We start from the raw sequence: 24,111 nt of genomic DNA on the forward strand, positions 1-24,111 counted from the left end.
AATAAAACAACGCAATAAGAAGAAGCTTTCACTACCGTGGAAGCTTCTCCAAATGATGTGCAATATCAATATACATATTTGAGTAAACCGAATGTATTTCATTACTTGGCGTTGCGTTAGAAGAGAAGTGAGCGATTACCATATTTGCTTTCGGATCGATGTAAAGTGTTTGTCCGTAACTACCTAACACTTCGAAAGTACCTTGTTCATTGTGGGGAATCCACCATTGATTATGATAAGAAATGGAAGCTCCAGGGCCAATTGCAAGTTCACCTTCTTGGACATTTTTTACACTTTCTGTAATAGAAGAAGGGAGAATTTGTTTTCCGTTATATTCCCCATTGTTTAATAGTAATTGCCCGAATCTCGCCATATCTCTAGCAGTTGCATTTAATCCAGCACTAGCTTGTTCTACTTTTGTTTCATCTGTAACGTAATACGCGTTTTCTTCCATACCAATTTGAGACCAAATTCGTTCGCTTACATTTTCAGCTAGTGATTTACCAGTAATAGTTCTAATAATCCAAGCGAGCGTTTCTGTTGATCCGTTATTGTAAGAAAAGGAAGAACCAGGCGGTGCAGTTTCTTCGGCTTCTCGTAACATATCATAAATTTTCATCGGACCGTCGTAATTTTTGCCGCGGGGTAAAATATTGCTAGCTAAATATAATTGTGCATCTTGATTTTCTAGCCCAGGCTGCTCATATCCGTGGGTCGGGTATTCTGCTGACACTTGCATGTCCATTAATTGCTGAAGTGTGGCATTACCGAACGGTGTGTTTTTTAATTCTTTTATGTAAGTGTCAGCTGTTTTCTCTAAATCGATACGATTCTCTTCAGCGAGAGATTGTATAATTGCCCCGGTAAAGACTTTTGCTAATGATGCCATACCATGAGGTTCATTCTGTTTATACCCATTGAAATATCGTTCGTAAACAAGTTGTCCATTATGTACAACGACAAAAGCATCTGTTTTGTTATCATCTAAAAGTTTTTTTAGAGGAGTTGTATTTCCAAATCTACGCTCCACAGCAAAATCGTCTAAGTTTTGCAATGCGGAAGGGAAGTGAGCAATTTGGTCAGGATTGTTTTTTACGTCATTAACTAAAGTGAATTCTTTCATGTGTGTGTACGACCAACGTAAGTAAGGGTCATTTAACCAGTTTTCTTTTGTCACATTATGTTTTGATGGGGTCGTTTTATTTTGTTTGAAGTAAGTAAACCCAAGCCCTGTAATTACAAATATGAATGTTAGTATAAGTAAGAGTAGGGGAGATTTTTTTAGTTTCATATATGGCCCTCCTTTTTATTTCTACTATAAGTATACGCTCGTCTTGAAAGAAATACAAAATAAGGAAAGTAAACGGGGAAGTTTACTTTCCTTATTAACGTTAAGCGGAAATTTTTCCGTCTGTAGGTTGTTTCTTGAATTTTTGTTTTCGTCCGTGTAATCCATAATATAAAAGTAAAGTGAACGCAACGATAATAGCTGCGATAAAATACATATTATGATAACTGGATTTCGCTGCGACAATACCTAAAATGAAAGAACCAAAACCAATACCACTATCAAAGAATGAGAAATACGTAGCTGTCGCAGAACCACGTCTATGGTTTGGAGCGGCAGAAATCGCAATCGTTTGGAAACTCGGAATTAATGTCCCGTAACCTAAACCGATTAGCATACCTGCGCCAAGGAACCAAAATGAAGTTTGTGCTTGGCTTAATATGAACATTCCGATTGTGAAAATAATGATAGCAGGGTAAACGAGTACATTTTCACCGAAGCGATCAAAAATCTTTCCTGTAAATGGACGAGAAATGACAACAACAAGTGCGTATAAAATAAAGAAGTAACTTGCAATTTCACTTAAACCGAGTTCTTTCGCATAAATAGGAATAAAGGATAAAATACCACTATAAGAAAAGGCTAAAACAAATCCTGTAAGTGCAATCGGAATAGAAGATGGTTCGATTAAGTCTTTCCATTTCATTTTTTCACGTTTTTGTTTGCTAACAGGTGCTTCGTGCGGAATATCTACAAGTAGTCCTAATAAAAATGCAAGTAATGAAAATACGGAACAAACGATAAATAATACAGTAAACGAAAAATGAGAAATAATTGTTAAACCTAAAAAAGGACCAATTACCATCGGCAGACTCATAAATACGCCGAAATATGCAAGCGCTTCGCCTCGTCGATGAGCTGGCGCAACATCAGTTACAATCGTACCAGTAGCTGTCGTTGCCATCCCGAACCCAATACCGTGCAAGAAGCGAAGGGCAAGTAATAAGAATAAACTTTGCGCACCGAAATACATAACAGTAGCGGCTAAAAATAATGAAAGTGAAATAAATAATATTTTCTTTCTTCCTAAATCATCGAGCCATTTTCCTGTGAATGGTCTACATAAAACAGAAGAAATAAGAAACACAGTTGCAACTAAACCAATTTCCTCAGGTTTTCCTTTTAGGCCGTCTATGACATAGACAGGCAGAGTAGTCATAAGCATGTAAAATGTTAAGAAAAGAAATAGACTACTAAAACAAGTTCCGAGGAAATCCTTCGTCCAAAGTTTCTCACTTTGCATCGTCATCCCTCCAATTTAATCTAAATTTTTAATAATTTGTTGTAACACTTGAAATGCTTGATGTAAATCATCTTCATTAATACCTTCTAGCGTTTTTTCTTCGAAAGTATCAACTTCTTCTTGCCATACTGGAATCATCTTTATCGCCGTTTCGGATAAAGAAATGAGCTTCTCGCGGCGATCTTTACCTTCTGTACGAATAATCCATCCCATCGTTTCCATACGTGTTAACGTACGAGTCATCGTTGGTGATTCAACATTTAAATACTGGCACAATTCTGTTTGCGTACAAGAACCAGTTTGATTAATGCGGAAAATAACAGCCCATTGCGCACTAAATAACCCTGTTGGAGATACACGTTCATTAAATTTCTTCGTAAACTTTCGAGAAGTCTGGCTGACGATGTGAAAAAAATGTTGTTTTTCGTCCATGTATTTTGATCCTTTCAAATTAGTTACCTAGCTAACTATATACTTTTTTATAATAATTGTCTAGTAATAGACATGTTGATTTATGTAAAAAATTCTTATAGGTTTTATGTTGCGAACGTATATTCTACGTGCTATTCTTTAATTAAATAAAGAATTTTCTTTCTATTAAATAGAATGGGGGAACTTGTGATGATTAAGCCTGCAACAATGGAGTTTGTTTCACTATCGAACGGAGAAACGATTGCATATCAGGAAGTTGGAAGGCGAAATACAGATATTCTTGTACTCATTCACGGGAACATGACATCGTCACAACATTGGGATTTAGTTATTGAAAAGTTGCAAGATCAATACCATATTTACGCTCTTGATTTAAGAGGGTTTGGACAATCAACGTATAATCAGTCGATAGATTCATTACAAGACTTTGCAGACGATGTAAAATTATTTATTGACGAGTTAAAGCTAGAGAAATTTTCATTAATGGGCTGGTCAATGGGTGGTGGCGTTGCGATGCAATTTACAGCGAATCACCCAACTTTTGTAGAAAAGTTAATTTTAGTAGAATCAGTAGGAATGAAAGGATACCCAATCTTTAAAAAAGATACGAATGGGCAGCCGATTGTATCAAGTTTAGTAAAGACGAAAGAAGAAATTGCGCAAGATCCAGTACAAATCGCTCCAGTATTAGATGCGATAAAAAATATGAACAAACTATATTACCGTACAGTATGGAATCTATTAATATATACACATAATCAACCTGAACCGGATCGTTATGAAAAGTATTTAGATGATATGTTAACGCAACGTAATTTCGTAGATGTGAATTATGCGCTCATTACATTTAATATTTCAGATGAACATAATGGGGTTGTAGAGGGAAGTAAACAAATTCATCGTATTAAAGCGCCAACACTCGTCATACAAGGTGATAGAGATTATGTCGTACCGCAAGTAGTCGGTGAGGAATTAGCGAAACATTTGCCAAATGCAGAGTTGAAGGTATTAGAAGATTGCGGACACTCGCCGTTTATTGATTGTTTAGATGTATTTATAAAACATGTAGAGGATTGGTTAGAACAGAAATAATCCCCGAAATGAGAAGTGTTGCATATACTATAACATTTGTATGTATAAGGGGAGATTATCAATGCATAAACCATCCTTAATCGCTTATTCGCCATATAATCATCATATCTATACAAAAATAATGATAGATCCGATGTATATGCAAGTTTCACCAGCTGTAGTTCCTTTACAAATGCAGCAGCCACTAACAGCTCATATGCAACATTACTTATATGGACCTTCATTTTATGAAAATCCATATTTTAAACACTTTCATTACAATGTGAAAGCGCAAGTTTGGGAAGGGTAAGATAACAAGCTAAAAGGTTCATTCTTTTAGCTTGTTTTTTATTGCGAATATTCGTACACGCATTTGAAGAAACAGTTTATAATGAAAAGTGGAAGCGTGAGAAGGAGAGGGACAGAGGATGTCAATGCGTTTTACTTTTTGGATTATGGTTGGGATTGTAGCAATCTCGGGTTTGTCACAAGGAATGCTCTTACCGGCCATTGCAATGATTTTTGAACAAGAAGGGGTTAGTTCAAGTATTAATGGTATTCATGCGACGGCATTGTACATTGGGATATTAGTTATTTCGCCGTTTCTTGAAAAACCGATGCAAAGGTTTGGAATGAAGCCGATTATTGTTATAGGTGGGTTTCTCGTTATTATTTCATTATTCTTTTTTACACAAACATTTTCATTTTGGGTATGGTTTATCCTTAGATTTCTAGTTGGAGTTGGAGATCATATGCTTCATGTCGGAACACAAACATGGATTACGACGACATCAGACCCAAGTAAAATAGGGAGACAAGTATCGATATACGGTGTATTCTTCGGAATTGGTTTTGCCGTTGGTCCGTATTTAGCAAGCACTGTGCAGTACGGTCTTGCAACGCCATTTATTATATCTACTATACTTTGTTTAATAGGTTGGCTTTTACTACTTCCAACAAAAAATGCATTCCCAGCGCAAGATGAAAGAGAAGTGAAGAGTGAATCATCATTTTCTCGTTATAAACAAGTTGTTGGAATAGGATGGATTGCACTGCTAGGACCACTTGCATATGGCGTACTTGAAGCAATGTTAAACAGTAACTTACCAGTATACGCACTTCGTAAAGGGTGGTCTGTTTCAGATGTATCCTTCTTGTTACCAGCATTTGCAGTTGGGGGTATTATTACACAAATTCCGCTCGGTATATTAAGTGATAAATACGGAAGGGACCGTATTTTAACGTGGACGTTTAGCATAAGTACGGGCATTTTTCTACTTGCCGCCGTATTTGATCAATATTACTGGATCGTCTTTGCCTGCATGCTTTTAGCGGGTATGGTTATTGGATCGTGCTTCTCTTTAGGGCTTGGATTTATGACTGATTTATTACCGAGACACTTACTACCAGCAGGTAATATATTATCCGGAATCGCTTTTAGTTTAGGAAGTATTATGGGACCTGTATTAGGCGGCGTATTTATAGAAAAAATACAGTATACAAGCTTTTTTATTGCGGTTATGATTATAATGGGAATTCTCGCAATGTTATATATGGTCTACATGAAAAATCAATTCGCATCAAGAAAAATAGAAAGTAGGTTAGGGCATGACAAAACAACCTAATAAAAAGAAATTTGAAGTACTTGAAAATGAAACAATTACAGACTGCTTAGCACGTATGGAACAAGAAGGCTACGCTCCGTCTCGTCGTATGGAAGAGCCAATCTTTCATGAAGTAAAGAAAGACGGCAAAACAGTAGTTGAGCCGTGCGGTAGGAAGATTGTTTTTGAAGGGAAATTGAAGTAATCCAATAACAAATTCTCTTTATAGTATAGAGCCATCCAATAGTTGGGTGGCTTGTTTTTTTATTAATCAATGAAGGAATTGAATAGAATGAATCTCTCGTTCATTTCTCCTAATTGGCTTCTTTATATGGGGCAAAAGATTGCTACTTTTTTCGTATATTGGTAAAATAAGTTCTTGGGTCTTACTTATTGTTATCGGTATAATGTTTGTCGCTTGAATGAAAGAAATTAGTTGCAAAAATTTCGCACTATGTAAAGGGGTACAGCAACGATCCCTTTTTTGGGAGGCACCTTAAACATAAAGCGAGAGAAGAGGCTATATGAACGATTCTCCTATCTTGTTTAAATATTAAACGAGTTACTGCAATTGGAACAGGTATATCAAACTAGTCGACATCCTGATGGATCATCTTTTTCTAGTAATCTATCACTTCTGATGGAATCGATAGATTGCTAGAAAGCGGAAAATAATTATTAGTATATTCCGAAGCAGGTGTAATAGAGTGTCCTTCCATAATTAAGGGTAAAACCAAAATACGTTGTTGTAAAGAATGATTTGTTAGAACTAGTTATAAGGAATAAAACAGAAAAGAGGATTACATGTTAGATACTTTACAGAGAAGTAAAAAGTTTTTTTTAGTATGTCTTATTTTTTTAGTGCTTTTAACCGCTTGTGGTAATACTGATGTTAAGACATCTAAAGCTTCATTACCACCGGCTGAATCCAATATAGATACATCATTAAAAGCACCAAATTGGGTAGAGAAAAGTCCTATCCAACAGTCTCCTAATTTTACGGAAGATAAAAAAGTACAATCGGTTGTGAATTTAATAGCAACGGGTGATAATTTATATCATGACGCAGTAATTAAAGATGGCAAACAAAAAGACGGTTCATATGATTATAATTATATTTATGAAAATATCAAAAAAGCTGTTAAATCAAGTGATCTTGCTATAGTGAACCAGGAGACTCCGATTGCCGGAAATAATTTAAAAGTACAGGGATATCCGACTTTCAATACACCTGAAGAAGTAGGCCAATCTTTAGTGGACACTGGATTCAATATAGTGACGCAAGCGACAAATCACGCTATGGATATGGGGATTAAAGGTGTTGCGAATACAAGAGAATACTGGAAGAAATATCCGGATGTTATCCCGGTAGGTATTAATGAGAGTAAAAACGAGCGTAATGAAATAAAAACGATTACAAAAAATGGTATTCGTTTTGCGTTACTCAATTATACATATGGTACGAATGGAATTAAAATTCCAGCTGATAAGTCTTGGGCTTTAAATTTAATTGATAAAAAAGCGATACAAAATGATGTGGAAAAGGCGAAGAGTAGCTCTGATATGGTAATTGTTATGGTGCATTGGGGAGTAGAATATACCTCAACACCTTCAAAGCAACAAAAAGAAGTTGCTCAATATTTAACAGATTTAGGTGTAGATGTAGTAATTGGAAATCATCCACATGTAATTCAACCAATTGAGTGGAAACAAAATAAAGATGGACATGAAACGCTAATCTATTATTCTCTTGGAAATCTTATTTCTGCGCAAGAAAAACTAGAAACATTGGTTGGAGGATTATCTTATGTACAATTTGTTAAGTATGAAGATAAAACTTTTGGTATACGACAAGCGGCAATCGTACCGACAGTAACCGACTATGCCGATGGTAAGAAACAATTTAAAATTCAATTTTTAAAAGATTATTCGGATGAAAATTCTAAAAAACATGGAATTAAAAAATTTGTCGGCCCCGTTTCTTTGAAGGATTTCAAGGAGATTCCTAGAGACGTGTTGGGAAATTGGTATAAAGACTAATAAACAAAAAGGGAATGAGATACAATTAAAAAATTTATAATTTTAGCATTGGTATTAGCAATGGGATGGAGTCTTGCTGCTTGTAGTGGAAAGCAAACATCTCAGGCAACTACTAATAATAACGATAAAAATAAAAATGAAATACATGCGAAGAAAAAAGATGTTTTACCTATCTCTGATGTTAATGATTGGAGAATTATCCTTGTAAATAGAGAGCATATGTTATCAAAGGAACTAGGAATTGAATTAACAAGTATCACCCAAAATGCGAAGCCAAATATGAAAATAGATAGTAGAATTGCAACTTCCTATCAGGATATGGTAGCAGCTGCAAAAAAAGAGGGAATCAATCTTTATTTAAGATCAGGTTATCGAGCTATAAAATTACAACAAACTTATTATGATGCTTCAGTTAAAAGCTATAAATCTCAAGGTTTGTCGGATAAAGAGGCTAGTGCTAAGGCATTGGAATATCTTCAGTATCCTGGTGCAAGTGAACATCATACTGGATTAGCGTTAGACATTATTTCAGTTGAATGGCAGAATACTGTAGAAGATTTAAATGCAAAATTTGAAACTACCGATGCATTCAAATGGTTAGATAAGAACGCTGCAGAATATGGATTTACTCTCCGCTATCCAAAAGATAAAGAGAATATTACTGGCATTAAGTATGAGCCGTGGCACTATCGTTATGTAGGGAAAGAAGTTGCTGTTTATCTAAAAGAAAAAGGGTTAACTTTAGAAGAATATAACGAAAAAATTAAGTCTGGTAAGTAAAAATATGCTTTAATTTTATTAAACATTATGCACTGCTACAAGAAAAGGTGAATCTGAGGATGTGTTAACCTTCCGCCTAGTATTGTAAAAACTGAGTATGATAATTTGAGCACGTATGAACCAGTTATCGTGTAAAAAGATGTATGTATTAAGAAATTAAAGTTAAGGATCTGATATTCATATCAGATCCTTTTTCTATTGTTCTTTTAATCGCGACTGAGCCAAAATATTGGAATGAATATAGAAATAAAACAGCCTAAGGAATAGTATAACGAATCAGGGAGCCTACTCGTACGCTTCATTGGGATTATCCAGAAATAGTTGTTGATGAAATAAGAAAGAACTGGTCTTACTCTCAAGCAAGGATTTAATACGAATGAATTGGATAAAAGGTAGTAATAAAAAACACTGCGCCTGGCAGTGTTTTTTATTATTTCTGCACATAAATACATAGTCAAATTGATTAAAGTTTCACTTTATTGAAGAAAAATGCGAAAGCCATTCATAAAATATGGAAATGTTAAAATCCCTTTGATAAAATAGCAATATGTAAAAATAATTATTTGTTAATTCTTAATGTAATGAATATTCATGTTTAAATATACGGATTTAACTACATAGTTATTGTGCTAAAGGGGGAGAAAGATGTTAGATGAATTGTACAATGCTTTTTTAAATGCGTCTGGTTTTACAGAAAGTGCGAGGAAACGAGATCGGTATGATGATTTACATGATTATTTAAAAGATAAAGAAAGAGAGTTAAAGCAATTCATTCAAGAGGCTGAATCAGCAAAGAGAGAGTATGAGAGTAAAAGTAATGGCTTAGAAGCTAATAAAATTCCGGCAGTTGAATTTGAACAAAAACGTCATGAAAAGGATGAAGACTTAAATACAGTATTATCCTATTTTAAAAGTGCATTAAGCGATATTGGATCTGCAAAAAGTACAGCTTATGCAAAGTATTTGGAATATAAAGCGAAAGCAGAATCGGAGAAAGCGTCAGCATACGCCGCAGCGACCAAGGCTTTTGAAGAAAAGAAAAAGGAATTTGAAAACTTTATCCATTAAGCATACAAAGAATGGAGGGAACCAACATGAGTGGTAAAGAGGTTGAAATTATAGGAAGTAACACTGCAAGTGCCATTTCTTACGCACAAAACATTGAAAATGGTATGAAGGATTCTTTAAACCAAGCGAAAGACTTAAAAGCATATGTCACAGGTGCGAAATGGAATGGAAAAACGAGAGATGCATTTTTAAGTTATCTTGATTTGATCATTCAATATAATTCAGAAATGGTAGAGGCATTTGAAGGACATACGAAAGCTTTGAAAGAGTTAGATAAAAGCATTCAAACGTACGGAGATAAATCGGAAGTAAGGGCGATAAAACAACTGTGATGGAGAAACGAGGGATAAAAGAATGGGGAAAGAAATGAGTTTTGCACCTGCTGAATTATATGTTCTCGCAGGTGCAGCTGGGGTTACCGATATATTTGGATTGCCAAACCGTGACGCAATTATTTTACTTGATGCAGAATGTGTCACGAAAGCAACTACGAGTTTAAAAGAAAAAGGCCTACTTACAAGTGAAAATGGAATTACCCCTGCAGCTTTTCAAATAATTGAACTATTAAAGGAATATGAAAATTGTCATGAATACACGAGAATGAATAATGTATTAATTGGCTTTTTAAAAGAGGATAAAGATCGAGTGGCTGTATTAACGGAAATAGAGCCAAATAAAAAATACGAGATCGACTACATACCAAAGCCAGACGTATATTTTTCATTATTAACACGCATCCCTTTCTTATTGAGAGAACCGAGGGAAATAGAAGATACATTTTTCTCAAAGAGAATGACAGAAGAAGAACAACAAACATTTGAGGAAAAAGATTTATCAAATAAAGATGTTATAGCGATAGAAACGTATACGAGGCCTCGGAGTAATAGAGGAGGAAAATGGGAATGTTTCTTATATTTCACTGAAGGAGAAGATTTCGTTCAAATTGATGTAGAACGTAATCGATATGACTGGGTGAGTCTCTATGCTGTAAATAAGAAATTGTATGACGTGTTAAAAATGCCGTATAAAAAATTAATTGACCCGAGACAATTTTCGTTAGGAGGTATTGAATAATGCAAGTATCAATGGGAGATGGTGGTTCTGGTGGTGGAGAAGAAGTATTAGTTAATTTTCAAGAACTACTTGATATAGTAATGAAATTAGAAAATATATATAAAATCCATGTAGACGTCATTGGAACGAATATTGAGAGTTTATTAAGCTGTGATTTTTATCAAAAAGGTGAAGCGATGAGAGTAATTGAAAAATATCCTGATATATTACACAAAACACTTGAATTGTCTGAACACTATTTGAGGTCGGCGAAAGTTGTAGGAAATGTATGTGTAGAAATGCTTGAAAAGGACGAACAATTACGTGAAATATTAAGTAAGTTGTAGAAATCACCATACGGCTGGGGGATGAAAACGAGATGGATGTGAAATATAGACCTGAACCATGGCAAAACATGGGAGATGGTATGAATCGAATTACAAAAGATGCACTCATGAAATTACGGGAAGCAAATGAGTCATTAAAAAGAATTGATGGAAGAATACGAGATTTAGACTCGGATGGTAGTATACATTTTAATCCTAAAGATCAATCGCAAAAAATCAGTGAATTACTTGATAGTTATACGACATTACAAAAATATTGCGGAGAAGTAGGGCGAATAGTCTCTGAACATATAGATAAACCTTTTTTAGTAGAAATGGATAAATTCGCTCAAAAAATGAGAGATACATCTATTCTCAGTTTCGAAACAAATAACCGAATTGGCTCTACAACAACGACAGTATTACCAGGTGCGCATGCAGGCTACGGAAGTGTACCACAAACAATACAGAAGAAGAAAGATAAAATAACAGTAGAAGATATTTTTAGAGATTCACCTGCATTTGATAACGTACTGAGAGGGGAGTACAAAGAACTAAAAAAACAAAATCCAGATGCAAAATTAAATTATGAAGAATACAAGAAAGTAGTCCCATCCACACGAGGATTTGAATACAAATCGATAGAAGATGAACAGAAAAAACTAGAAATGGTGCGAGACATAGGAATAGGCGTAGGAATCATCATCACAACAATCCTTTGTCCACCACTCGGGGCCGCTGCCGCAGTAGTATACGGAGGTGTACAAATAAAAAGCGGTATCGACGGAGAAGACTGGGGAACACACCGGAAATTGAGCCAAGAAGAGCGGGTAGGAAACATCATTTTTGGCGGATTAGATGCAATCCCAGTTGTTGGAGCGGTAGGAAAAGGAGTAAAAGCATTCAAAGGGACGAGTGAATTAGCTGATTTAGCCAAATTATTAAAATTCAAAGAAGGAATGCCTGGTTTTAATCCAAATTTGGGTAAAAATGTGGTACAATCGCTTAAGGAAAATAAGACTTTAAAAAATGCACTAGATGCTATGAAAAATACTCCTATTCCAGTAGCAGTTAGGACGGTGGATACTGGAATAGGAATGAAGCTTCCTTATATAGAATCTTCAACTGTTGGAGAAGTAGCTGGAAAGTTTTCAAAGGCAAGTACGGCAGCTAAGGATGACGCTTATCAACTTGCTAAGGGTAGTGGAGGGGTTAAGGGTACGGGTAACACTGTTCATAGATCAGAAATTGACGAAGTAATTAAAAACGACTACGATATAGACGGGAATTTGGTTAATAGGTCAATTGTGCCTAAAGGTTATGATAGTGTTGAAGACTTTTTAACAAAAGTAGATGATACTACTATTAAAGAGTTTGGATATGATAGTGTTGAGGAATTTAAAGCGGTAGTAGGGTATGTTGATGCTCATTTAAATGCTTCACCAAAACATAATATAATTAATAAAGGGCTAGCAGGTGGCACACATATGAAAGGTATAGATTACGATGTTTTAGGTTTTCCGATTTTTAAAGGTGAGGATGTTAAGTTTACTCATAAGTTAGATGAAAGTTTATTTATAGCTAAGGATGATGCACAATTTGAAGAGTGTACAAGGCAATTGAAGGCAGCCATAAACAAAGGAGAGATACCGAGAGATATTTTTACACCTAAGCAATTAAAAATGATAGAGTTGGAATTGCCACGAATTGTAGATTTAACATGGCATCATCATCAGGTGCCTGGAAAAATGCAATTAGTTGTTTCAGCAAAGCACAGTGTAAATCATTTAGGTGGTAATAAATTATGGGGAGGCGGAATTAGATGAGAAAAGATTTAACATGGCCAGTACCAGATGAGCCGGTTTCAGCAGAATATATATATGAAGTGGGTAAGCAGATGGATTTTATATTTCCAAGTGATTATGTAGAGTGTGCTACTACTAATAATGGTTCAGCGGTATTACCATATAAGTTTGAGGTGGATGGAGTAACAAGAGTGTTTGGGACATTGCTCTCTTATGATACGGATAGTAGCGAATATATTGTTAAAGTATATCGTACTTATGCCCCTACTATACCTAAAGAGTTAGTTCCTTTTGCTTTTGACCCAGCAGGAAATTTAATATGTTTTGACTATAAAAATGACAAAAATAACCCTGTTGTGGTATTTTGGGAGCATGAGAATGCTGGCGAAAAAGAAATGTTAATGCGTCAAGAAGGTTTAACAGAAGCACAAGTAGAAGAACTGGCAAGAGAAAATGTATTTTATATTGCAGATACATTTACTGATTTTTTAAGTAAATTACACGATTAAAAAATATAATGATGAATGAAAAATAAAGTTTATGTGAAATGGATAGAAAAAATAATAGGGTGTTTGAAAATATATACTCCATGATGGTTGTACCGTCATAGAGTAATATGTGCAATGATAGAATAGAAAACGAAGTACGAGCTTAGGCGATATGACATTTTACATGGCGATGAATATAAACACATGGAATGTATATTAAACTAACGAACTCGTACAAACTTGTAAGTTTTAACGTAGTAGTTGTCACAATATATAAAAGGTGTCAAACTGCACTACAAAAATTATAAAATTATCCATAATTAAAAACATATTAACTTAAAGTACTTGATTGCCGACTAAAGGCAACAAGTGCTTTTTTAATTGAAAGGTATACTATAAATTTATAAAAGTTATTTTTATGAATTAAAGCTAACAGAAACTATTAGTATTATATAATTGAAAATACATTAGCAAAAGGTGTGGACTCTGTAACTCCATTCGTTAAAGGTGCAGAAATACTGCCAGATGGAAGTGTCGCTAGAACTGGAACGAACTATAGCGGGAAATTCCAAGGAGCCCATGATACCTCAAAGGCGAGTATTCAGAGTAGAATCTCGAATTTGGAGAGTGGTGGGGTTAAGGGTACTGGTAGTAACGCAAACCCAAACAAAATTAAACTAACCCCGGAAAGAGAAAAATACTATCGAATAAAAATAGATGAAGCCAAAGCACGGGGGGATTACAAGGAAGCAGATAACATTAGGTATAATCGTCATTGTGAAGAAACAAAAGAGCCTTTAGAACGTAAAGAGTGGGATGTTAAGCGTGAAAATTTAAGGAAAAGTCAAGAGCGTGGAAGAGAAGAAGAAATAAAAGGAAGAAAAGCTTTGGGAGAACACCTAAATCGTACATTAGAGGACAATAACTCCGGCAAGGTTGTTACGTATACATCCAGTGAAGGGCATCTTACGCGTCCAGATAGTATAGGTCGTAATGCTAAGGATGAAATCGATTTAGTTCATGATCACAAACACAAAATAAGTGACAAAGAACACGTTATTCATAATGACAGTCAAATGCGAGCTGAAAGAGAGATGCTCGAAGATAAAAATGGAAGTCATATTGTGACAATATCAAGCGATAAACCCGATTTGAATGGGATTCCTCCTCATCCAAGACCAAGTGGGCCTTTGGGTAAGGATAGTGATGTTTACTACACTGATCCAAATAGCGGTAAAGTGACTCATAAATGGGAGAACAATACACGTTTACCTGGTGGAGGTAGGTGGAAAAAGCTGTGAATAAAAATTATTATGTGACTATATTTTTTAATATTAAGGGGGATATACATGAAACCAGATTTTTTCACAATTACAATGTATCCTACAGTATCTTTTAACGAAGAAGAATTATTAGGTCGTCTTTTGGATGTGTTTGAGTCAAATGAAAAATTTGCTCCTACTCATTGGGGCAACTGTGAAACGGTACGGGTAGAATATAACCGTCAGGAAATTCTGGAAAAAGTAGTTTCAGAGCGTATAGTATCAGAAGTTTACCTGTATCGTGATAAATCTGTGAACTACACAGGACGTTTTCAAGTTAACTGGAGCCATCGTTCATTTTTAGAGTTTGAGTTTCATAAATCAATACCTAAAAAATTATGGTCTGCTTTTTTTGAGTTATCTGATCAAATCGCAGAAGCTGCGAAACCAAGTTACGGAGTAACTCAAATTTTTTGGCCTTTATCATATCCGTGGAATACCGACCGTGAACGTTTACAGATGTGGATGGAAATATCTTCCCAGCCAATACCGGTTAGGTTTCTTCCTAACGGTCCCTTAGGGATAGGCGCTAGAACATACTTTAGTGGTCATATTTTAGAAATGTTTGATAAGGAATTATTACAAAATAGTCCAGCTGTGGTATCTGAGCTAGATTGGGGTGGCCTTTGCATTGATATTTTAAATAATCCATTAGGGAGTGATAGTGATACATTACTTGATAATTGGCTACAAGTAATGAAGTATTTGGAACCAGCACAAGTAATGGCTATACCAAGTTTTGATGAAGATCAAATGGGTGTAACTTATTCTCCAAATATTGCTTGGAAGGACTATCTGAAAAGCTAAATGAAAGGAGATCGTAATAATGAATGAGAATGGTAATGATAGAATAAGAGTCATGGAAATATTAAATAGATCTCAATACAATGATGAGGTTATAGATGGGCTAGATATGAGCAATTTAGATCTTACTTTTTCAGATTTTTCAGAGGTGATGGCAGAGGGTATCATGGCAAAACAAGTCCATTTAAGAGCTTCTTCACTAATGAGAGCATCTTTTTTTGATTGTGATTTTGAGTTTGCTGATTTCAGGAGCTGTAATTTAGAGGAAATACATATTGCAGATTGTAGATTTGGTGAAGCTAATTTCTCTAAAGCCAATATGAAATATGCAAAGGTAAATATAAGTAGTTGTTTTGAAACATGTTTTGATGAAGTTGATTTTTCATATGGAGAATTAGTTGGAACAATATTAAATCATGCTACTTTTCGACAAGCAAATTTATATAAAATAGATGCAAAACAGGCCGACTGTACGGGAACGGATTTCAGCAACGCGAATCTTACAGAAGGTAACTTTGAAAAAGCATATTTAGAAGATGCTAATTTATCAGAAGTAGATGCTAGAAATACAGATTTTACAAACGCGGATTTAACAGGAGCGAACCTTTTAAATGGGAATTTCACGGATGCGAATTTTACCGGTTCCAAACTAGACAATGTAGTTTGGAAGGGAGCACAGGTAGAAGGAGCCAAGTTTGACGAAAATGTGAAGGAACAAATCTTAAAAATGATTTAAATATGATGGGAAGTATATACATTTGAGCACTCGAAAACCTATTATTGGTAGCGAGTGCTTTTTTCGTAGAGATATTAGAGATTACTAAATTAGTGAAAATCAATATAGATTATTTTTAAGGATTATTAGATAGATTAAGTCGGGAATATTATATAATTGAAAATACATTAGCAAAAGTTGCGGACTCCGTATCCCCAATCTTTAAAGGTGTAGAAATACTGCCAGATGGAAGTGTCGTTAGATCTGGAACGAATTATAGCGGGAAATTCCAAGAAGCCCATGATGCCTCAAAGGCGAGTATTCAGAGTAGGATCTCGAATTTGGAGAGTGGTGGGGTTAAGGGTACGGGTAACGCTGTTCATAGATCTGAAATTGACGAAGTAATTAAAAATAATGACGAGATGGAAATTTGATTAATAGATCAATTGTGCCTAAGGGATATGATAGTGTTGAAGATTTCTTAAAACAAGTAGATGATACTACTATCAAAGAATTTGGGTATGATAGTGTTGAAGAGTTTAAAGAAGTTGTAGAACTAACAGAAACATATTTGAATACTAAAACGAAAAATAATATATTAAATAAGCCTTTAGCAGAAGGAACACATGTGAAAAAAGGAGTAGATTTTGATATTTTAGGATTCCCAATATTTAAAGGGGATGATGTTAAGTTTTCTTTAAAGTTAGAGAAAGATTTCTATGTTATGAAAGATACAGATCAATTTAGGGAATGTACTAAATTGGTAAAAGAAGCAATTGAGAAAGGCGAAATCTCAAAAGAATTATTCACTAAAAAGCAGTTAGCTCAAATAAATGATGGTTTGCCTAGAATAGATGGATTAATATGGCATCATCATCAAATACCGGGGAAAATGCAATTAGTAATAAAAGAAGTTCATAGTGTGAATCATTTAGGTGGAAATAGATTATGGGGAGGCGGAATTAGATGAAGAATTTAGAATGGAAGTATGCGGATGATTCGGTTACGGAAGAATTTATGGAGAAAATAGGTCAATCACTGGGAGTTGAGTTTCCAAAAGATTATATCGAGTGTGCAAAGGTAAATCATGGTGCTAATGTAATACCATATTGTTTTGATGTTGAAGGAATAGAAAGAGTTTTTGGTGCATTACTTTCTTTTGATGAGGAGAGTAGTGATTATATTGTAAGAGATTATAATCACTACCGTGCTACCTTACCTAGAGATGTAATTCCTTTTGGAATTGATCCAGCAGGAAATTTAATTTGCTTTGATTATAAAAATCATGAAGAAAATCCAATTGTTGTTTTTTGGGAACATGAAGATGCATGGGAAAAGGAAGCGCTGATGGAAAGTGAAGGGATTACGGCAGAAGAAGCAGAGAAAATCGCAAGAGAAAATGTATTTTTTGTTGCTAATACGTTCACAGAGTTCTTAAGTAAATTACATGATTAATAGAGCGTTAAAATTAAAGGGGTATCTTATAAGTGGCGGGTTTCACCTGCTTATGAGATACCCCTTTTAATTTTAGAATAGAACGGTTATTTAACAGAGAGGTTCAACAAACTACTACCTATGCTATTGCAAATTTACTAAGTATGGAAAAATCCAGAATTCATAAGGGGATAAGCTTGGCAAAAAATAGCGAAAAGCATAGATGATATGAAAGTCAAATCGAAAAGTTTTAAAAGTGACGATTAAGGTTTAATAACGTCTAAACGAAGCTGGGTGAATAAGCATCATACAGAAAGTAATAAGATTATAGATGATAAGATTAAGGGTGTAGAGGCTTCTCTTGCTAGTAAAAGAGTAGATAATACTGGTAATAAGGTCGCTGGACTTGATTCAAATGGGGAATTTTTTGATGATGTATTAGAATCTAAGTATCAAGATTATGTAAAAAGAAAGACTAAATCTGGTAAAAGTGTTCGTGACCGATTAGATTGGAAAGAAGCTTCTGATAAGTGGGCGAAACTACGGAATCAAGGAAGAGATTTTGAAATAGAAGCAATAAATGAATTTAAGAAAGTGGCTACTGATGTTCAAGAACAGATAACAATTGTAACTAAGGACGGAACAAAAATTAGAGTAGATGCAATTGGATATGATAAAAAACAGGAGCATTGTTAATAGAAGAATATAAATCTTCTGCTACAGCTCCACTAACTTCAAATAAAAGAGATGGATTTGTGGAATTACTTGAAAGTGGAGGAGTTATTGTAGGAGAAGGGAATATTTATTAATGGAGTCGAGATTCCGCCTGGGACTGCTGTTAAAATCGTTAGACCCAACATAAGGGAGTGATATAATATGAAACTTAAAAGAAAAGATTTAGATAAGAAGATTAGTGCCTCGATAAAAAAAGAATTGAAAAAATATAAACTAAAATCAAGAGGTGGAATTTATTATAAGAAAATAGGACAATATTTTATATATATGCATATTGGTGCGACTGGTGTGGAAAATGATATTGTTAGAATTAGAGGGCATGTGAAGCCATATATAACAGATGATATTTTTTGGGAAGTTTTTAATATGGAATCTAATAGTAATGAACCTATTGGATTACGAGCAAACGCTGCATACAAAGTTGACGGATTTGAGGCTTTTTACAATGATGTAAAATATGGTGATGTAGAAAGTCTAGGAGATGTTGCTAATGAATTAATAGGTAAATGCTATGAATATTTGGAGCAGACTGTAGAGTCTTTTGAAGATTTTGAAGATTTCCTTTCTTTCTCTAAATCTTCGGATAAAAATCAACTTTATGATTATAACCTTGTTGATATGTTATTATTAATAAATACAGGAAAGTATAAAGAAGCTAAAAGTATTGCAAAAAATCTAATAGCAAAACACGAATATGGAAGATTTATTAATGAAGAAAAAAATATATATGAGTACATTGTAGATTATTGCAATAGCCATATATAGGATAGGAGAAAATATGGCAGTTATAGATGTGGATCAGATAGAAGCAATTGGAGTAGAAGGTAAAAATCTAAAGTTGTCAATAATAGACTATCTAGATTGGGAATATGAAGACATGCATCTAGACGTACTACAAGAAAAAATTAATAATTACTTAGTGTATATTGAAGATAAGCAGTATTTTAAAGATTATGGAGACAACTTTGAGAAAAAATAATTGATATAAAATTTCAACATAGTATTTCGGAAAATGGAATGAAATTTCTGAACGTAGTTTCCAGTCAATTAAATGATACTGACATATTCATCAATATTCACTTACCAAGAGAATAATTTTTTATGACTTGTTTACGTTCTAATTTATTTTGTTAGATCTTTGAAACAAGGAAAAGTTTTGTAGAATTGTACATTTAATAAACTATTTTACCTAGCTTTGAGTAAGCGAAGGGAAAGTAACAGATGGGCTTGATGTATAATTACAAAAGTTAATGAAAAATGATGTTGAAGAAGTATTTAACTTTAATTGGGAGAATACTTGTAAGTAAGGAAGAGTAAGCGGTAATTGGTAACCCAGTTACCGCTTTTTGTTTTAACTAAGGGTACGGGTGAAGGTGGAAAAGGGAATTCTGATTTACTTGATAATACTGGTAGATTTAAAGATGCTGAGTTGCAATCTAAGTATGATGTATATTGTGAAAGGAAATATAAGAATAGTGAAGCGCCTAAAGAGCCACTGGAGTGGAAAGAAGCAAGTGAAAAATGGGCATCACTTAAAGAGCAGGGGCAAGAATTTTCTGATGAAAGTTTTAATCTATTTTCACAACAATATGAAAATGCTGAACGAGAAATAACCATTGTTACACATGAAGGGACTAAGGTAAGAGTTGACGCAATTGCATCTGATGAATATGGGAATGTTATTATACAAGAATATAAAAGTTCCGCTACTGCTCCCTATACTACTAATCAAGAAAAGGGATTCCCTGAATTGAAGAATTCTGGTGGAAAGGTCGTAGGTGAAGGAAAGGGAGATTTTTCAGGGGGATACGAAGTGCCTAGTGGAACAAGGCCGCAAATTGTTCGTCCTGAAGGGACAACTTATTTTGATGAATAAATGAGGTGAGAGATAAGTGTCAATATTAGACAAAAATAAAATAGATGGAATTGGCAAGAGTATGGGTGAAAATAAGTTAGCATTAATGATTGCAGATCATTTAGATTGGGAAAATGAACTTCAGCACTTAACATTGTTACAAGATAAAATTAATGCCTATGTATCTTTTATTGAAAGTGGGCAAATCTATAGTGTTTATCCGGATGCTAAGTTAGTAGATGGCTTTATATTCGATTTAAGATTTAAATATAAACCAACTGAAAATTGTAATAAATTATTGGAGGTTTTTAGGAAGAATACTCAAGATTTGAGGATTGAGTTTAAAATATATGAATCTTAGGTAGTTTGAATTGGAGATGTAATATGAAAGCAAATAAAGCATTTGAGCGCGTATGTAATCTAATATCTGAAAAGTATTTAGATAATGGCTGGAAATATTCTAAGTCTGGTCATTGGATGAGTAAAAAAGATAAAAATTTCATTTATAAGGTACTCTTTTATACAAGTTGGAATAATATATCTGATAAAAATGTAGTATTTTATGGTGAATGCGCAATTCTTCCTTTAAAATCTAAAGATAAAATATTTCATATTAATACACGTCAGTGCAATGTACCAAGCGGTCAGTTATATTGGAACATAGCAAATGAGGAAGAGTGGGAGCGGACAGTTAACGAATTCACTAATTGGTTAAATAGTGTATTTATGCCAATTGTAGAAAGGTGTACGAATGATTTGAACAACTTTGTAAAAGAGGTTGTTGAAAGGGGTTTTTATCCTCAAAAGGGTTATATGGTAGATATTAATTTTATATTAACGCACGGGTCGCGTGAATTGGCAGAGGAAGCTATCAAAAGATACTATGACAGTTTGGAAGAGTCAATAAAAAAAGAATTTAAAGATAACTATGAAAGTATGGTGTGTGGTAATGAAGCGGTTAGTGCATATGGTAATAATATGATGAGAAATTACACCAATTTTAGAACTATCATAGATAATAAAATAATTGTTACTTTATAGTACATAAAATGGTTTGACTTAGTAAGTGATAATTGGTACCCCAGTTATCGCTTTTTGTTTTAACTAAGGGTACGGGCGAAAATCAAGAAATAGTAAAGTTTACAGAGGAACAATTATCTACTAAACCCTTATATTCTAGAGATCCTGAAAAATGGCAGAAAAAAGGTGGGGGAATTGAAATTAGCGAGGAAGGAATATGGACTTATATTGATTGGGAGATTCCTCCAAATCGAGTTTCTTATCCTGGAGGTTTTTCCGACTTTAAATCTGCTGGGTTGGAAGACAAGAAGTTCCGATAGGTGAATTTAATAGATATGACATTGATTTTGCTAAAGCTGATGAATTAGCTCCAAATGGAACAAAATTAGATGAAAACACATGGCACCATCATCAAGATTTAACAACAATGCAAGAAGTTAGTAAAGAGATGCACAGAAGATTTCGACATATGGGTGGAATGTCATTAGCTAAGAAGTTAAAAGATTAAATAGGAGTGAAATAAATGAATTTAAATGCTTTTGGTAAAGCAACTGAAGAATCAATTGAAGAATTAGAAGAGTTTTTAGGGTTTTTACTTCCGGAAGATTATAAAAAATTTTTAAGTGAATATAACGGAGGGACTTCGAAAGTTAGGTATAGTAAATTTTTGGTTAAAGAATTAAATCAGGAAATCCCTTTAGATGTTTTGTATGGTATAGGTGTAAAAAAAACTTTTGATTTAAGTGAATGCTATGAAGAGTTTGAAGAAGATATGTTACCGACCAGTTTAATCATAGGAGATGATCCGAGTTCAGGGTTAATTGTACTTATTACAGATACTGAAAACCATGGTGTATATTATTGGGATCACTCTTTTTATTTTCCACAGTCTAGTGAAGAAGAAAATACGTATAAAATAGCTGATAGCTTTAAGGATTTTATTAATGGATTGAAGAATCCTTAATTACCAACTTTTATATGTTGTAATTAATAATTTAAGATATTAAGCAAATATACGAAATGGATTACAGTAATTTTATAAATGCTAAAACTATACTTTATATATGAGAATGCTAAAAAATGTGGTGCTTGGTTAAAGATAACAATCATATATGTAGATGAATAGAAAATAAAGTGTATTTGCAGTGGAAAAAAAGAGTAGGCTATTAAAAAGTGCATACTTCAAAACACATGGAATGCATATTAAACTAACGAACTGATAGAAACTCGTAAGTTTTAATGTAGTAGTTGTCATGACATATAAAAGGTGTCGTACTGTTACTAAAAAACTTACAGATTTATGCTATTTAAAAATACATGAACTTAAAGCACTTGATTGTCTCCGAAAGGCAACGAGTGCTTTTTTATTAGATAGACATGCTATAAATTTTTAGAAATTATTTTTTATGAATTCAGGCTAACATAAATTATTAGTATTATATAATTGAAAATACATTAGCAAAAGGTGTGGACTCCGTAACCCCATTCGTTAAAGGTGTAGAAATAATGCCAGATGGAAGTGTCGTTAGATCTGGAACGAACTATAGCGGAAAATTCCAAGAAGCCCATGATGCCTCAAAGGCGAGTATTCAGAGTAGGGTCTCGAATTTGGAGAGTGGTGGGGTTAAGGAGACAGGTGAAGGTAGTAATACAAACCCAAACAAAATTAAACTAACTTCAGAACTTGAAAAATACTATCGAATGAAAATAGATGAAGCCAAAGCGCGAGGAGATTATAAGGCAGCAGATGATATTAGATATGATCGTCATTGTGAAGAAACAAAACAACCTTTAGAGCGTAAAGATTGGGACGCTAGGACTGAAAATTTAAGGAAGAGCCAAGAGCGTGGAAGAGAAGAAGAAATAAAAGGGAGAAAAGCCTTGGGAGAACATCTTGATCGCCAATTAGAAGACAATAACGCTGGTGAGGTTGTTACATATACATCTAGTAGATGTCTAACGTTTAAATATAGGAAGAAAAACAATTAAGCTTTTATTTTATTTAAAATGGATACTCTATTAGTAGTGAATAATAAATAATTTTGCTTTACTGTCTTAATTAAAATACGATCAGTTGTACCATATGCTGTTCCAATTCGGATTGCGCTTTTTTCTTCAACACCAGCATATGTATTATCTTCCGTCACCTCAGTGATTTCACATAATGGAATATGAATTTTAGAGAATTGCCATGAAATAATTAGTTCATCTTTTGTTTTTTCAACATGAATACCTAACATATTAACAGAACCTTTCTATAATAAAATTTCACTCGTACTATTTTATTATACAAATTTATAAATTGAATTTCTATTTTTTTACAGAGAGTATACAATTAACAACGAGAAAAATGTTCATCATTACTTTCATTCCTATTATAACGAATTCTACAATAGAAAACAGAACGTATATTTGGTATAATCGAAATATACTATATGAAACGATGTACATGAGTTTGGGATTTATGAAAAAAGGTAACATAATAATACATACGCTATAGGATTCAGTTCATGTTATACAAATCAATCGTTAGAAAGGAAAAGAAGTATGAATCAAATTTCATTCGAAGATTTATTTGAAGAAGAAAACAAACGAGAAAAGGTGGAGGTAGCTGAGACCCCCGTGCCTTTATCGCCCTTACAAAAGGATATTTTAGAGTTAATTAATTCTGAAGAAATAAGTGCACTTGAGTTATGCGAACAATTAATACGAGCTGGTAAAATATCAGATGAGAGATTCACAACGAATAAGCCTAAAGCATATGGGCAAGTATGCTTACTATTAGAAGGTTTTGTTAAAGAAGAAAAGCTTATTTTTGTCAAAAGTGATGAGAAAAGAGATAGAGTATATAAATTGAATGAAGAAGATTCTAACGAATAAAATGTGTAAAGTATAGTAATGAAATAAAGAAGTCCTCATATTTGTGTTGAAAGATTATTTTCACATAAGCGTGGGGATTTTTTTTGAG

Annotated in this window: 29 protein-coding genes and 3 pseudogenes; 28 read left to right on the forward strand and 4 right to left on the reverse strand. The window is 33.9% G+C overall.

Translation table 11 applies throughout. From position 1 onward, the window contains the following. Positions 1-31 precede the first annotated feature (31 nt). The 3 genes from ACTFP3_RS10510 to ACTFP3_RS10520 all read right to left on the reverse strand — a co-directional run bounded on the left by ACTFP3_RS10510 (position 32) and on the right by ACTFP3_RS10520 (position 3,023). Entirely contained in the window at positions 32-1,291 is a 1,260-nt protein-coding gene (locus ACTFP3_RS10510; RefSeq protein WP_440010355.1) for a serine hydrolase domain-containing protein, read from the reverse strand. Between the two features lie 100 nt (positions 1,292-1,391). Further along, positions 1,392-2,591, reverse strand: coding sequence for an MFS transporter (locus tag ACTFP3_RS10515; RefSeq protein WP_001190318.1), 1,200 nt, complete (start codon positions 2,589-2,591; stop codon positions 1,392-1,394). A 15-nt stretch (positions 2,592-2,606) separates the two neighbouring features. Next, positions 2,607-3,023, reverse strand: coding sequence for a MarR family winged helix-turn-helix transcriptional regulator (locus tag ACTFP3_RS10520; RefSeq protein WP_000343680.1), 417 nt, complete (start codon positions 3,021-3,023; stop codon positions 2,607-2,609). Positions 3,024-3,212: 189 nt separating this feature from the next. Here ACTFP3_RS10520 and phaZ point away from each other — a divergent pair, with 189 nt between their 5' ends. The 27 genes and pseudogenes from phaZ to ACTFP3_RS10655 form a co-directional block, all read left to right on the forward strand. Next, positions 3,213-4,115, forward strand: coding sequence for an intracellular short-chain-length polyhydroxyalkanoate depolymerase (gene phaZ / locus ACTFP3_RS10525; RefSeq protein ID WP_000594877.1), 903 nt, complete (start codon positions 3,213-3,215; stop codon positions 4,113-4,115). 61 nt (positions 4,116-4,176) lie between these two features. Continuing rightward, complete coding sequence (locus ACTFP3_RS10530) at positions 4,177-4,404, forward strand: hypothetical protein (RefSeq protein ID WP_000549500.1); 228 nt, start codon at positions 4,177-4,179, stop codon at positions 4,402-4,404. A gap of 118 nt (positions 4,405-4,522) precedes the next feature. Further along, positions 4,523-5,719, forward strand: a complete 1,197-nt coding sequence (locus tag ACTFP3_RS10535; protein WP_000062797.1) for an MFS transporter — start codon at positions 4,523-4,525, stop codon at positions 5,717-5,719. Then, the gene (locus ACTFP3_RS10540) at positions 5,703-5,903 is read left to right on the forward strand and encodes an NETI motif-containing protein (protein ID WP_000166303.1); all 201 of its coding nucleotides are present in this window, start codon (positions 5,703-5,705) and stop codon (positions 5,901-5,903) included. Before ACTFP3_RS10535 ends, ACTFP3_RS10540 begins: the two co-directional genes overlap by 17 nt. A gap of 599 nt (positions 5,904-6,502) precedes the next feature. After that, positions 6,503-7,738, forward strand: coding sequence for a CapA family protein (locus ACTFP3_RS10545; protein ID WP_000887606.1), 1,236 nt, complete (start codon positions 6,503-6,505; stop codon positions 7,736-7,738). A gap of 48 nt (positions 7,739-7,786) precedes the next feature. Further along, positions 7,787-8,518 carry a M15 family metallopeptidase gene (locus tag ACTFP3_RS10550; RefSeq protein WP_000241986.1) on the forward strand — a complete coding sequence of 244 codons (732 nt, stop codon included), beginning with the start codon at positions 7,787-7,789 and terminating at the stop codon, positions 8,516-8,518. Positions 8,519-9,163: 645 nt separating this feature from the next. Further along, positions 9,164-9,586, forward strand: coding sequence for a hypothetical protein (locus ACTFP3_RS10555; protein WP_000883462.1), 423 nt, complete (start codon positions 9,164-9,166; stop codon positions 9,584-9,586). Positions 9,587-9,612: 26 nt separating this feature from the next. Further along, a complete protein-coding gene (locus ACTFP3_RS10560; RefSeq protein WP_000014535.1) occupies positions 9,613-9,918 on the forward strand; it encodes a WXG100 family type VII secretion target in 306 nt (101 codons plus the stop codon). A 22-nt stretch (positions 9,919-9,940) separates the two neighbouring features. Continuing rightward, on the forward strand, positions 9,941-10,660 hold the full coding sequence (locus ACTFP3_RS10565; RefSeq protein ID WP_048657060.1) for a DUF5081 family protein: 720 nt from the start codon (positions 9,941-9,943) through the stop codon (positions 10,658-10,660). After that, complete coding sequence (locus tag ACTFP3_RS10570; protein WP_006920453.1) at positions 10,660-10,986, forward strand: hypothetical protein; 327 nt, start codon at positions 10,660-10,662, stop codon at positions 10,984-10,986. The genes ACTFP3_RS10565 and ACTFP3_RS10570 overlap by 1 nt, the downstream gene beginning before the upstream one ends. Positions 10,987-11,018: 32 nt before the next feature. After that, a complete protein-coding gene (locus ACTFP3_RS10575; RefSeq protein ID WP_149214930.1) occupies positions 11,019-12,791 on the forward strand; it encodes an HNH endonuclease in 1,773 nt (590 codons plus the stop codon). Next, complete coding sequence (locus ACTFP3_RS10580) at positions 12,788-13,279, forward strand: SMI1/KNR4 family protein (RefSeq protein ID WP_001224283.1); 492 nt, start codon at positions 12,788-12,790, stop codon at positions 13,277-13,279. The genes ACTFP3_RS10575 and ACTFP3_RS10580 overlap by 4 nt, the downstream gene beginning before the upstream one ends. 458 nt (positions 13,280-13,737) lie before the next feature. Further along, positions 13,738-14,559, forward strand: coding sequence for a hypothetical protein (locus tag ACTFP3_RS10585; protein ID WP_000378878.1), 822 nt, complete (start codon positions 13,738-13,740; stop codon positions 14,557-14,559). 48 nt (positions 14,560-14,607) lie between these two features. Next, complete coding sequence (locus ACTFP3_RS10590; RefSeq protein ID WP_000801403.1) at positions 14,608-15,387, forward strand: hypothetical protein; 780 nt, start codon at positions 14,608-14,610, stop codon at positions 15,385-15,387. Positions 15,388-15,406: 19 nt separating this feature from the next. Further along, a complete protein-coding gene (locus ACTFP3_RS10595) occupies positions 15,407-16,120 on the forward strand; it encodes a pentapeptide repeat-containing protein (RefSeq protein ID WP_326036947.1) in 714 nt (237 codons plus the stop codon). Positions 16,121-16,338: 218 nt separating this feature from the next. After that, positions 16,339-17,069 (forward strand): annotated as a pseudogene (locus ACTFP3_RS10600) (HNH endonuclease). After that, entirely contained in the window at positions 17,066-17,554 is a 489-nt protein-coding gene (locus ACTFP3_RS10605) for an SMI1/KNR4 family protein (protein ID WP_326036946.1), read from the forward strand. Before ACTFP3_RS10600 ends, ACTFP3_RS10605 begins: the two are co-directional and overlap by 4 nt. Positions 17,555-17,827: 273 nt before the next feature. Then, the gene (locus tag ACTFP3_RS10610) at positions 17,828-18,229 is read left to right on the forward strand and encodes a hypothetical protein (RefSeq protein WP_006915134.1); all 402 of its coding nucleotides are present in this window, start codon (positions 17,828-17,830) and stop codon (positions 18,227-18,229) included. Positions 18,230-18,409: 180 nt separating this feature from the next. Next, positions 18,410-19,033, forward strand: coding sequence for a hypothetical protein (locus ACTFP3_RS10615; RefSeq protein ID WP_326036945.1), 624 nt, complete (start codon positions 18,410-18,412; stop codon positions 19,031-19,033). A 13-nt stretch (positions 19,034-19,046) separates the two neighbouring features. Next, positions 19,047-19,363, forward strand: a pseudogene (locus tag ACTFP3_RS10620) (DUF6572 domain-containing protein). A gap of 334 nt (positions 19,364-19,697) precedes the next feature. After that, on the forward strand, positions 19,698-20,144 hold the full coding sequence (locus ACTFP3_RS10625; RefSeq protein WP_033659867.1) for a hypothetical protein: 447 nt from the start codon (positions 19,698-19,700) through the stop codon (positions 20,142-20,144). A gap of 16 nt (positions 20,145-20,160) precedes the next feature. Continuing rightward, on the forward strand, positions 20,161-20,484 hold the full coding sequence (locus tag ACTFP3_RS10630; RefSeq protein ID WP_000025256.1) for a DUF6572 domain-containing protein: 324 nt from the start codon (positions 20,161-20,163) through the stop codon (positions 20,482-20,484). A 23-nt stretch (positions 20,485-20,507) separates the two neighbouring features. After that, complete coding sequence (locus tag ACTFP3_RS10635) at positions 20,508-21,164, forward strand: hypothetical protein (protein ID WP_000646589.1); 657 nt, start codon at positions 20,508-20,510, stop codon at positions 21,162-21,164. A 32-nt stretch (positions 21,165-21,196) separates the two neighbouring features. Beyond that, positions 21,197-21,463 (forward strand): hypothetical protein, encoded by a 267-nt coding sequence (locus ACTFP3_RS10640; protein WP_326036944.1) that lies wholly within the window; start codon positions 21,197-21,199, stop codon positions 21,461-21,463. A 20-nt stretch (positions 21,464-21,483) separates the two neighbouring features. Continuing rightward, positions 21,484-21,651: an HNH endonuclease gene (locus tag ACTFP3_RS10645; RefSeq protein ID WP_336457738.1), complete on the forward strand. Its 168-nt coding sequence runs from the start codon at positions 21,484-21,486 to the stop codon at positions 21,649-21,651. 15 nt (positions 21,652-21,666) lie between these two features. Beyond that, positions 21,667-22,107: an SMI1/KNR4 family protein gene (locus ACTFP3_RS10650; protein ID WP_001052207.1), complete on the forward strand. Its 441-nt coding sequence runs from the start codon at positions 21,667-21,669 to the stop codon at positions 22,105-22,107. Positions 22,108-22,610: 503 nt separating this feature from the next. After that, positions 22,611-23,093 (forward strand): annotated as a pseudogene (locus ACTFP3_RS10655) (ADP-ribosyltransferase); the annotation flags it as partial. A gap of 35 nt (positions 23,094-23,128) precedes the next feature. Here the strand turns inward: ACTFP3_RS10655 and ACTFP3_RS10660 are convergent. After that, positions 23,129-23,383, reverse strand: coding sequence for a SunI/YnzG family protein (locus ACTFP3_RS10660; protein WP_000900619.1), 255 nt, complete (start codon positions 23,381-23,383; stop codon positions 23,129-23,131). A gap of 307 nt (positions 23,384-23,690) precedes the next feature. Between ACTFP3_RS10660 and ACTFP3_RS10665 the strand changes: the two genes are divergently transcribed. Further along, positions 23,691-24,023, forward strand: coding sequence for a DUF3895 domain-containing protein (locus ACTFP3_RS10665; RefSeq protein ID WP_001071929.1), 333 nt, complete (start codon positions 23,691-23,693; stop codon positions 24,021-24,023). Positions 24,024-24,111: the final 88 nt, after the last annotated feature.

The sequence above is a fragment of the Bacillus cereus group sp. MYBK5-2 genome (assembly GCF_051915685.1).
GTDB lineage: Bacteria > Bacillota > Bacilli > Bacillales > Bacillaceae_G > Bacillus_A > Bacillus_A cereus.